Here is a 12,752-nt window from a genome sequence, read left to right on the forward strand (position 1 = left end):
AACTAAAGGAAAATGAACCAAAAAATAGATCCATAACTAACATAAACAATGAAAATAAGAAAAAAAAATATAAATTTTAGATTTAAAAAGTCAAAATTGAAATCTAAAAATGAAAAGAGCATTATGCAACGGTCTTAATATGTGTGGTGATAATCGTTTTACTATATTCTTTTTTCTTCCAAAAAAAATTATTAAAACCTCCATTGTTTTTTTGTGTTATGGCTGGTAACGCTTTATATTGTCTTCGTGTGGGATTTAGAAATCGACTGACTTTCCGATTACCACTAAACTTAAGACCGTTGCAATGCTCTTACTTTAAAAAGCAACAAACCATCATAAGAAGGCTTACCAACGACACTTTTACCTCTGGAATAGTCCTTTGTCTATTATTTTTGAAATTCGATCCCAATCGATAAGAATATTTATTTGATTAAAAAATGTAGCTTTTATCTTTCTTGTGCGTAAGTCACAAATGCTATCTGCAAAAGTAGGTGTTCTTTGTAGTTTCATAACTTAAATATACGTCTTAATAAACTAACAAACAATGATATACAATCTAAGTTTAGGTCTTTGTTTTTGTCATGTACCTTGCAACAGTCTTACTTATACTTATTTGTGTTTTGTTTCTTGACAAATTAACCACTCTGAAATTCATTTGGTATAACACAGGTGCTTATTTGTTTGTTTTTTCCTCTCTAATAATTTCACCATCACTATATTCAATTACACTTACCATAATGTCAACAGTTGTACTCTCTAAATTAGAAATAGTAATTACCTGTTTCCTTCCATCTTTTAAATAAACTACTAATTCAGAAGCACTTTTAGATTTAATTTTAACAATCATACTATCTCCTTTATAAGGTTCAATTACATGTAAAAAGGCAGCTTCTTTTTTATGAACCCTAACCCCATACGTTCTACGGTCAGGGTTATTCCTCACCGTTCTTTGTTTGCCTCCATTCGGATAATTAGCAATGACTGCCTTTGCTTTTTTAGGCCAAAGAGTATAAATATCTAGTTTATTTCCTTCTTCATTAAATTTAATTTTAGATCCCTTATTCATTATATACCATTGGGCATTTTCAAAATATTTATAAGGAGAATCCGTTTTAGTACTCAATTGACCCAATAAAGCCCCTTGTGCTTTTAACCCATTATTTGACTGCAAACCTACTGGATGTATCAACCAATCATAATCATGTTTTTTATTTGACTTCATAAAATCCGCAATTACCATATAATCATCTGTAAGAATTGACAAACGCTTTTGAAGTACGGGTTGAAAATTAGCATCATAAGAAGTCTCGTCCCATGGTGGAAATTTTTCTGCATTCCACTTAGGAATTTTTTTCCAACGTGCATTTGTTTCAACAACCGTGACTTGCATCATATCTCCTTTATAGAACAAGGTTTGTTTAGAAGGAACCGCCTCTTGTTGTAATTCATCAACGATGATCATATTATGAGTAGCAGAGGTTTGTACACATTCTTTATAACCAGGATTTCCATAACCATACCAAACCATTTCAGTACCAAAATATTTATGTCCATTACGCCCTAGACCAACCATACTTGCTCTATCAAAATGACCATGCCATCCTCCATGAGTTCCAAATTTAAAAAATGCTTGAATTTGGTTTTTAGGCTCTTGATGTTTCCCTTGTGATCGTAGAGCTACTAAGCCTACATTAGATGCAAGGGCAGAGTCTGTTCTTGGATCGTCAACTTTAGGTAATTCTGCTACACCATACATTAACGAGCCCCATGAGTCTCTTTTACTTTTACTAATTACCCAAGCTAAATCATTATTTTTATACGCTCTATAAGCAAATTCATAAAATTCATTGGGTTCTTTTAAATTTGAATCATTGCTAGCCACCACATAAGCATTCTCATCCATAAAGGGTATATAAGGCGAAACCATATCTTCTAAACCTCTCGTATTTGATCCTGTAGGTCCCCAATTATCAAATTTCATTCCAGCAAAACCTTCCTTTACATTATCAAAATCCTTACTTTTAAACTTAACAGGAAAACGTCTATGGTATAAATCCCAACCATAATTTTGAAAAGCTTGTGCTACCAAAGTATAGCGTTGTGTTACTAAATAACAATAATTGGCAGTTCCCTCAAACCACCATCCATCAGCCATAACACCTTTAGAAATTTGATCTGCCATACCTCCCTCAGCATCCGTCAAAAACTCAACCTCTGCAATATCTTGTAAAAAAAGAGCTGACACGATAGCTCCTGCATTTGCACTAGCTTGGTGATTCATGATGCCCAAACCACTCATATGCTTTTTATTCAATTTTAAATAAAAACGGAATGTATTTTCAATATTTTCTCGATCTACATCCGATAGTGTTTCTTCATCAAAAACAAGATCACAAGCTGCAGCTAAAAATAAAAAGAAATTCCCCTCATGAACCTGTACTCCATTTGTGACTGCTCCTATAGACAAATATCCTTCGTCTTTGTCGCATACTGCCTTTATAAGTGCAATCAATTTATCTCGATAGGCTACCTTACCTGTTAATTTATATGCTAACCCTAATTGAAAAGCTTTTTCGCCATCACTCGCTTTATAATTTAAACTAGACCAAACTTTAGTGGGCCTTGGTTTGATAATTATTTTTCGTTCTGGAAATTCAAACCGATCTAATTCATGGAGCATATTATTTAAATTTTGCTGTGCCCAATCATAGTTTTTAATTTTTTCTTTAGCTTCTTCAATAATTTCATTCGTCACCAATAAAAAAGGATGGGACTTGGAACGTACTGAAATAAACTCTAAGCTTTCAAGTTCTCTCTTTTCTTCATTTTCTAAAATAATACAACTAGATTCAACTCCACCTATTGCCATTCTATCACTTATAACAACGGATAATATTCCATTGTATATTTTATTTGGCATTAACGACACCTCAGTATCTCTTAACAAGTTTTCACAGGCTAATTGTCTAGTGTTTTTTACTTTTAAGTAAAATATTTGTGACGTATTAGACGTGTTTTTCAATTGAAACGCATAGTGAATGGTATCATTTACATTAGCCGTTTTCGTTTGTTGCTTACTCGATAATTTATCGTTTTGACTCTTTGAAAAACCAGAAAAACTTACAAATACTAATAAAAGAAAGTAGAAATATTTATTCGTTACTTTCAACAGGGCATAATTATACATACTATTTAATTTGATACATTATTAAAACTTTGTTCTTCTCGTATAAGTATACCTTTCAAGTACTCCTTTACGACAACTTTAATTTCATTCCCATCTCCGTCTAACTCTGAAATAGTAATTACCTGTTTCCTTCCATCTTTTAACTCAACAACTAGCTCATTTGCACTATTCGCTATTACTGATTTAATTACAGATTCAGATTCGAAAGGTTCAATAACAGACAAATATCTTGTCGTTTTACCTTTGGTTCTTACAGCCATTGTTTTTCGACGTGAAGACTCATCTCCTAACGGAAAATCACCACCTATTTTAGCTTGAAAAGTTACCGCATCCAATCCTGTTAAGTCAATAATAATCTCTCCAGATTCCTTATAGTTCTTTGGCATACCTGGAGTTGAATTAGGCATAGCTTCTCCTGCTATTTTCACTGGCCCTCCATAATAATCCAATCCGGAAATTTTTGGTATATTAATATTCTTATAAATAATAGGAAGCGATGAAACAAGTACTTCGGAACCATCTTTTAATATTATTTTAGCATCACCCCAAAAAACGGTATTTTTCTTTGCTTTTACTTTTATTTTGGTTGATAACAGCAGTTGTGTTTTCCCTGTAATATCTAGCTCAACATTCTTACTTCCTAATATCCAAACACCAGAATGATCATTCAATAACGTTTCATTGTCTGCGCTAACAGAATACCATAATTGCTTGTTTACACCAAAGTTCTCTGGAGCTGTACCAATCATAATTTCATTTTGCTGAGGCCAAGCAGTGATTACATCAATTTTTAATACACCATCTTCACTGTGTGGCATACGACCACCTTCATTATCACATCCTTCTCCCCAACACATTTCAAATTGTGAACGCGAAGTACCCTCTGTTTTATACCAGTTACAATCTGTTATAAACTGTGCACTACCCAAGGGTTCAGTATTCATTTGATTATCATGTCTGATTAATTCTAATTTATCGGCATTAATTTCTTTAAAACCTTTCATCTGAAATAACCAATCAAATGTATGCTCTTCATTGGCTTGTAAATAATCTGCCAATACAATATAATCATCCATCATAACCATCAATCGTCGTTGCATAACCGGTTCACTAAAATCTGTAAGCTCTCCATACTCAGGTGTGTCTTTGGGCACAAATATAGAACGTCCTTCATCCCAAATTTTCTGAGTTAAGGGCACCCCTGTTTTATCACCGTATACCATGCCTCCATAAGGTGGGTTACTCCAACGTGCTTTAGTTTCTACAGCAGTTACTTGCATCATATCACCTGTATAAAAAAGTGTTTTAAAACTTTCTTTAGGCTCTTGCATTTTTTCGTCAACTACAACCATATTTTTATTGATAGACGTTTGAACTAAAAACTTATACAAAAACGATTTATAACCATACCAATACATTTCAGGATTATAGAAACTTCTTCCATAACGCATCATGCTTAAAAAATTTGTTCTATCAAAATGACCATGATAGCCTCCATGTGTTCCATAATGAAGTGCTGCCTGAATTTGTTCTCTTTGCTCTCTACCTTTTGTTTGAGAACGCAATTGAACTATCCCCATATTGTCAGCATAAGCTGATTGAGTTGTTTTTTTCGAGATAACATTTGGCAACTCAGGTACACCGTATAAAAGATTTCTTTTAGTACCTCGTTGTATTACTGCTGCATATTCTGGATCGCGATACAAATAATAAGCCAACTCGTAAGGCTCTCCAATTACTAAATCTTCTTTAGCATCGTTTACGGCAAACATTACTCCACGATAATCTAAGAATGGAATGAGAGCATTCCACATATCTTTAATACCAATACTGCTTTTGTGCAAGGCTCCCCATTTATTAAAATCCATACCATACAAGCCTGGTTTCATACGCTCAGGCAACAATGAGTAATAGGGTGTGGTACCAAGTTTAATTTGCTTATCTACTAAATTAATCCCCCAAGGTCGTAATGCAATTGCTACTTCAGAAAACATAGTTGAACACCAAAGGTTATATCCCACCGAACACTCGTACCACCAACCATCGTTCATAACACCTTGTGCAAATTGTTGAATAATTCCACTTGGTGAATTCAACACACCTTCAGCTAAATGAAAATCTTGAATTGTTAAAGCACAGTAAAAAGCACCAACCAATTCACTTAAGTCCCAATTTCCAATTCCACCTTCATCATTACCTAACTGAACTGTTTCAATAAATAGACGGAAGGTGTTTTCAATAAGTATATGGTCTTCATCTGTAAAAAGGCCACAATCCATCACCATATCATAAGTTCGTGCCAAATCCTGAAATACGCCTCCTTCTTTTACAAAATTATTTTGATTGACTCTAAAAGTAGCAGGGTAACCGTTCTCTAAGTCAGAAAGCTTACGCAACATCTCAACACATTTTTGAGCATATTCTTTTTTACCTGTTAAACGATATGCTATGGCACAATTCATTGCATTATCTGCTTCCCTATTATGAAACAGATATCTACCACGAAAAGCATTTATAGGTGCTGTGGTTGTGGCATAATTTGGAACATTCCATTTTTTCGCCTTTGCCTCATATTCAACTAACTCATCTTTAGCCCAATCATAATTTTTTGTTTTTTCCTTAACCTCATCCCAACCTTCGTTCGTGTGAACGATAAAAGGAGAAGGAACGGTAACTACTGTCGTAAACTCTATAGACGCAATTTCACTACCGTTTTTAAGTGCTTTTATTACTTGTTTTTCTCGTACTCCTTGAGGCACAGCAGAAGGAATTCTCACCTCAACTATACATTTTTTTATTTCATTTGGTGCCAATTCAATTACAGAAGGTTTAATGCTTGTTTGCATAGATTCCCATCCCAACTTTGGAATTATCAACTGTATTATCTGATTTTCATCGGTAGTATTCCCTAATTCTAATTCGTATTGCACCTTATTCCCCGCTTTTGCAGACTTCCCTTTCATTTTTGATTCTAAAACGAGAGTTTGTCCTTTGCTTAAAAAAATATTTTTAATTTGAAGTGTTTTATTGTTTTGAGAATTAGCTACAATATGTAACTTCGTGACTCCTTGTAATGTTCCTCGTTGTCCTTTTACCAAGTCAAATAACTCCCAGGGTACAAAAACTTCTTGCCAACCTTTTCCAATAAGTTGGATTTTAGCTTTACTGACACCTTGCATTGTTCTTGTATTTGATTCGTCCACAAAAAATAAAATTTCTATTTCAATTTCTGATTCTTTTTTCTGATAGATATCAAAAGTTAATCCCTTGTAAACACTCCAATCTAAGGCATTGGCATAATAATCTCTAAACCCTTTTGAATATGATTTTGCTTTTGAATATTGGTAAGATATTAGCTCTCCACTTTTAATGATTGCAACCTCTTTTTTAACTTTTTCAATTCCCAACCAATCTGAAAAATCCGATCTCCCAATGGATTTTTTCAATTGAGCATCAACTTTACTTCCAAATAGCAATACTATAACTACTAATAAATACTTCATTCCTTTATATCTTTTATACCTAATATATTAACATAGGCATTGTTAATATATAGATTGATAATCATATTATTTTTTAACAATCACAATCCTTTGTCCAGCTTTAGTCTCTACATCGTACAAATATGATTTCTTTAAAAACAATTCTTGCATATTTGCAGATTCTGAAATCAATGGTTTTTTAATTTTTGAATATTGATAGAATGGATTTGGATTTGCTGCAGATACTCTATTCAATTCTTTTCCTTTCTTAAGTTTTAATTCATCATAAGAACGGATACGACAATTCCCCCCTAAGTTTGATTTTATTACAACTTTAACCAGTTTTCCGTTCTCCCATTCCATATCGGTAATTTCAAAACCACCTCTAGCTCGTAATCCTTTTACACGACCATCATTCCATGCATCAGGCAAAGCAGGTATCAAATGAATAGCCTCATCATGACTCTGCACTAACATTTCTGCAACTCCAGAAGTAAACCCAAAATTACCATCAATCTGAAATGGTGGATGCGCGTCTAACATATTTGCGTAAGTACCACCTCCTCTTGGAGAATCTGGTCTACCAACTAATTTAATTTGATCACTCATTAATTTATATGCGTGATTTCCATCTAATAAACGGGCCCATAAATTAATTTTCCAGTTCATAGACCACCCAGTAGAAGGATCTCCTCTTTGAATTAATGTGTTTTCTGCTCCTTTAAATAATTCTGGATTTCTGTAGGGTGAAATTTGATTAGACGGGTACAAACCATATAAATGTGATACATGACGATGATCATCTTTTGGATCGTCTAAATCTTTCATCCACTCTTGTATTTGGTTGTATTTCCCTATTTGCATTGGTGGCAACTTAGACAATGTAACTTCCATTTGTTTTATCAACTCTGAATCTACTTTTAAAAGCTTAGCCGCAGAAATTGTTTTGGTTAACATATCAAATACCAATTGGTTATCCATAGTAACTCCAGACTCAATATTTACACCTTTTGCACGTCCCTTTGGAGGATGCTCTGGCGAAAGTGTTGGAGAAATTATCAACCAACCACTTTTAGGGTCTGGTGTTAAAAAACTCATACAAAATTCAGCAGCTCCTTTCATAGTTGGATATACTGACTTTAAGTATTCTAAATCTCCACTAAACATAAATTTATCCCATAAATGTTGACTTAACCAAGTTCCTCCTGTTACCCACATTCCCCATGTAGCTCCATCTACAGGACCACTAATTCTCCAAAGATCGGTATTGTGATGTGTTACCCATCCATCTGCTCCATACATTACTTTTGCAGTTTCTTTACCTGCTTCAGACAAGTCTTTTACCATTTGAATCAAAGGATCGTGCATTTCAGACAAATTGGTTACTTCTGCTGGCCAATAATTCATTTCTGTATTAATATTAACCGTATAAGCACTTTTCCAAGGTGGAGTTAATTGATTACACCATAAACCCTGTAAATTGGCTGCCTGACCTCCTGGTTGTGAACAAGAAATTAATAAATACCTACCAAACTGAAAATACAAAGCAGCCAATGCTGGGTCGTTACCGTTGCTAAATTCTTTAATTCTAACATCAGTAGTTTTTTGTAACGATTTACTTTCTCCTAAATTTAACGATACTCTGTTAAAGTATTTTTGATAAAAATTAGAATGCGCTTTCTTTAATTTCTTGTAGCTTTTCTTTTCAGCTTCTACAATATAATCAGCAGCTCTCTTATGTGCATCTGCACTAACATCTTTATAATTTACAAAGTTAGTTGCAATAGAAATATACAACAACACACTATTAGCATTAGAAACCACTAATTGATTATTTTTGGCCTCTACCTTTCCTCCATCAGGAACAATTTTTATTCGTGAATCAAACTCTACTTCTCCTTTAATAGCTGGAGCATTCCGTGGAGTCCTCTTACTTTTTCTATCGGTACCAAACCCTGTCATGACCAAAACATTGTTGTTTTCTGTAAAAACAGAAACCTTTGCTGGTTTAGGCCTATCCATAGTCGCAGTAAAATTTATTTTATCTTTTTTATCAGCGGATAATTTCATCACAATTACTTCATCAGTAAAAGATGTAAAAATTTCACGCTTGTACTCAACACCGTCAACAGTATAAGTTGTTGTGTTTACAGCATTTTCAATATCTAATTTTCTGTAATAATCTGAAAATCCATCATGATCTAAAAAATTTAATCGCAAATCCCCAACGGTTTCATAAGGCATTCCATGTGATGTTTTTGAAATGATTTTTGCATTAGCCAATTTATGTGCTTCATTAAAATTTTCTTGAAAAAGCAACTCTCTAATATCTGCCAACGCATCTTTAGCATCTGGATTGTCATTTCTATGAGGTCCACCCGACCAAAGTGTACCTTCGTTTAATTGAATATTTTCATTTACTGGATTTCCAAAAACCATAGCCGCCAAGCGGCCATTACCTAACGGTAAAGCTTCATTCCAATTTGCTGCTGGCGCATCATACCAGAGCTTTAAATCAGTGTTTTTTTTCTGAGCAAAAACACTAAACACTCCAAAAACAAGTACAACTACATGTGTAATTATTCTGTTTTTATTAAAAGATATTAATTTGTTCATTTTTAATTATGGTGTTTATTATTCAATAATAATTGCTTATTCCATTTAAATACTATTCTGAGGACAATACCTTTATAAAACTACTTGCTGTATAAAATACTCCATCAGCATGTTATAAACCAAATATCATCCCCAAAGAAACCATTGACTTTGTTGTTTTCATACAACTACCATACATTCCTAACATCATAAAAACAAGCACCTTAAAGTAAATTTACATTATCTAAGTGTTGTACTAATTTCACTAACGAGTTTACCACAGAATGCAATTGTATTTACGCTATAAAAAATTGATTTTGACCTCATTGTGTTAATTTCATCTTTTTAGTTTTAGTAATTTATCTGAAGACTTATAAGTTGCCTTTATTTTCCTTTTATTTACACTTACAGACGATTTATTTTTTTCACTGTACAGACTAAGTATTGTAGTACGTTGACCTTGAAATATTATTTTTGGCGTTGATTTAATATTTTCTACCAAAGCCGTATATTTTGAAAGAGCATGAATTAACGTTTGTCCATCTCTACGTAAATAACTTCCATGCCCCACAAAAAACTCTTGAATATTGCTGTATTTAGAGGTATCCTCTCCTTCTTTAAACTTTAAAACCGTTAAATAAGCATCCGTTTCCCAACCATTCATATTGATTATACTATTTCGGTGTTTTAGTCTACCATCTGCTAATAAATTAAAATACACCTGAGTCGTTTCTCCATTTTGAGTAATAGAAACGCCAAGAAAATCTTTACCTTCAAATCGTTTTACAATAGGTAAATTATCTTTATTTTCATCTGATTTTAAAATAATAGCTGAAATAAATTTTGTTCTATCAGTTTCTTTAAAATGACTGATAGACCAGTAAGGCTCTTTGTTTTCTGGATAATGATCTTTATACCCTAACTTTTTTTCCAATCGCATTTGCTCTGGAAAATCATGAGGCAAACCTCCTAAAGGAAATGTTTCAGGAAACAAGGGACGGACTAAGACTTCTGCATTTTCTTGTTTAATAGACAAATCAAGTCCATTTCTTTTAGACGTTCCATTATAATGCAATAACCACTCAAACTTCCCCTGCTTATGTGCTAACAAATCATCGATTACTAAAATAACATCACCTACCCATATAAAGCTACGGTAATTACGTGCCAGTATTTGAGAATAAGGTCCCGTAGCATTTGCTAAAATATATTTGAAATTCTCTCCTTCTATCAAATCATGAAGCGACCCTGGGTTTACAACTCCAAAATATGGATCTTTTTTGTTTTGCCCTTCTCCATCAAAAACAACTACATTATGAGCTTCACTCTGACAATAATATTGAGTATATAAAGGATTTCCATACGATGAATTTCCAGAATCTATAATTAAATTTTTTCCTTTATGAAATAAAATATAAGAGCCAGCATCCGCATGCGTATGATTCCAAGTAAAACCAGATTTCACAGCTAACATGGTTGCATCTTTATCCCAAGAGTTTCGTAAAGTAGCCCAGCCCATATCTTTAAACAAATGAGATGTTGCTAGATTTGGATAGAAATCAGTCTTTAAATTTGGCAAAACAGGATTTAAAATAAGTCCATTTGGCGTATCTAATTGTAAACCTTCTTTATCCGAACCTTTATTTGTTTGATTAATATACCATGCGTATCTATCGTTTTGGTATCCCAAATGCCATAAAAGTGTAACACATGCATTTCCTGTTTTAAATAAAGAACTGTCACCAAAATTTACAGTCATCGGCTTTCCCTCTTTTACATAATACGTTGTTTTGATAAAAAAGTCCCCGATCTTATCAAGAATTGGTAAATCCACTTGCTTTATTTCTGGATAAACTTTATCAAAGGCATATCTAAAAAATAGATATTGAGATATTCCATAAGAAGCATAATTAATACTTTCATAAAACCCTCCATCTTTATCGAATGTTGGGGGTTTATTTTGCAATACACTGCCTGTATAATTGACCCATTCAGTAGCTGTTTTATCTATATCTAATGCCCAAGATTTAGCATCAGTCACTTCATTTCTTATCGCCAATGCGCTAAAACCTGCCATATAAACACAGGCACTCCACCAATTGTGCCCCATGGTATCAAACGTGTGAATATTCGAATTTGCATTTAACCAATCATCCATTGCAGGTTTAATTCCCACCTTTGCGATTCCTTCTGCAATTTCTTTTCTTTCTTTTTTCGTTAAATAAAGATAAATACAATCAAAACCTATGGAAGTAAAGAAACTAGTATGAGATGTTTTTAACCCTCCTTTCCACGAAGGAGTTCTATTTAATAATCCTTGACTTTCCCATGTTTCTTTAGATATATAATTGAATAGTATTTTTTTTATGATTTTTGCATATTTCTCATCTCCTGTCATTCGGTATGCCAAACCTAATACTTGACAATCTGCCACTTTATATTTTCCTTTTAGCACCAAGTCATCAGCGTTTTTCAACTGATCTTCCCAGCTACTTTTAATAGTATTATCTACTTTTATTTGCTCTTTAAAATTAGAAATATTCCCATCGGTATACAACAAATAGTTTCTTTTTTGGGAATACACTGTACACATAGATAAGCAAAAAACAACAAGTAAAATTCTATTTTTCATAGCAAATAAATTTTAAGTTATTGATAAAAATAGACCATAATATTATTGTTTTTCATTTAAATGTATTTTAAATTATGGTTCAATTACTATAAATTATGACCTTTTAAGACTCTTGCATGTATCTATAAAATTCTTTATGATTTGCCACCCAAAAGATTCCAAAATACAAATTCCTTTTAAGCTTATATAATTCCCTCTCTATCATTAGCTTTTCTAACTACAGTTTACAATGACAAAAATCGATTGAAAGAAACAGAATTATTTTGATCAGAATCAATATTTAATACCAAATAAATTTCAAAATGGTTGATGATAAATTTGGTGTTAGTTGTTTTTCTAAGGATTATTTTCTTTGTTAAAACTAAATAGTAAAAATAACTAGATGAACCAAGACCGTTGCAAGGTACATGACAAAAACAAAGACCCAAACTTAGGGTGTAAATAATTGTCTGTTAGCTTATTAAGATGTATATTCAAGCCATGAAACTACAAATAACACCTACTTTTGCAGATAGCATTTGTGATTTACGCACAAGAAAGATAAAATCTACATTTTTTAGTCAAATTAATATTCTTATCGATTGGGATCTAATTTCAAAAATAATAGACAAGGACTATTCCAGAGGTAAAAGTGCCGTTGGTAAGCCTTGCTATGATGGTTTGTTGCTTTTTAAAATGTGTCTTTTGCAGAGTTGGTATGGTTTAAGCGATTACGAAGTAGAAGATAGACTTAACGATAGTTTGTCATTCAGCTATTTCTGTGGAATGACAATAGAACAGGTAGCACCAGACCACAGTACATTGAGTAGGTTTAGAACGGCATTGACAAAAACTAAAACCTATGAAAAATTATTTT

The 12,752-nt window shown here is 33.0% G+C and carries 6 protein-coding genes; 1 reads left to right on the top strand and 5 read right to left on the bottom strand.

Going from position 1 to position 12,752, the window contains the following annotated elements; genetic code table 11:
* Positions 1–360: 360 nt before the first annotated feature.
* The 5 genes from V5787_RS06130 to V5787_RS06150 form a co-directional block, all read right to left on the bottom strand.
* Positions 361–510, bottom strand: coding sequence for a hypothetical protein (locus V5787_RS06130; RefSeq protein ID WP_336892384.1), 150 nt, complete (start codon positions 508–510; stop codon positions 361–363).
* 163 nt (positions 511–673) lie between these two features.
* On the bottom strand, positions 674–3,187 hold the full coding sequence (locus V5787_RS06135; protein WP_336892385.1) for a heparinase II/III family protein: 2,514 nt from the start codon (positions 3,185–3,187) through the stop codon (positions 674–676).
* Positions 3,188–3,192: 5 nt separating this feature from the next.
* A complete protein-coding gene (locus V5787_RS06140; protein ID WP_336892386.1) occupies positions 3,193–6,690 on the bottom strand; it encodes a hypothetical protein in 3,498 nt (1,165 codons plus the stop codon).
* 66 nt (positions 6,691–6,756) lie between these two features.
* Entirely contained in the window at positions 6,757–9,285 is a 2,529-nt protein-coding gene (locus V5787_RS06145) for a glycoside hydrolase family 95 protein (protein ID WP_336892387.1), read from the bottom strand.
* Positions 9,286–9,601: 316 nt separating this feature from the next.
* The gene (locus tag V5787_RS06150; protein WP_336892388.1) at positions 9,602–11,896 is read right to left on the bottom strand and encodes a heparinase II/III family protein; all 2,295 of its coding nucleotides are present in this window, start codon (positions 11,894–11,896) and stop codon (positions 9,602–9,604) included.
* 480 nt (positions 11,897–12,376) lie between these two features.
* Between V5787_RS06150 and V5787_RS06155 the strand changes: the two genes are divergently transcribed.
* On the top strand, positions 12,377–12,752 hold a 376-nt coding region (locus V5787_RS06155; protein WP_336892389.1), incomplete at its 3' end, for a transposase.

The organism is Flavicella sp. (assembly GCF_037132785.1).
In the GTDB taxonomy this organism is placed as follows: Bacteria; Bacteroidota; Bacteroidia; order Flavobacteriales; family Flavobacteriaceae; genus Flavicella.

What these genes read in the sequence shown, in the direction of transcription:
- V5787_RS06130 (WP_336892384.1), bottom strand. Translation starts at nt 510, where the DNA reads ATGAAACTACAAAGAACACCTACTTTTGCAGATAGCATTTGTGACTTA.
- V5787_RS06150 (WP_336892388.1), bottom strand. Translation starts at nt 11,896, where the DNA reads ATGAAAAATAGAATTTTACTTGTTGTTTTTTGCTTATCTATGTGTACA.
- V5787_RS06140 (WP_336892386.1), bottom strand. Translation starts at nt 6,690, where the DNA reads ATGAAGTATTTATTAGTAGTTATAGTATTGCTATTTGGAAGTAAAGTT.
- V5787_RS06135 (WP_336892385.1), bottom strand. Translation starts at nt 3,187, where the DNA reads ATGTATAATTATGCCCTGTTGAAAGTAACGAATAAATATTTCTACTTT.
- V5787_RS06145 (WP_336892387.1), bottom strand. Translation starts at nt 9,285, where the DNA reads ATGAACAAATTAATATCTTTTAATAAAAACAGAATAATTACACATGTA.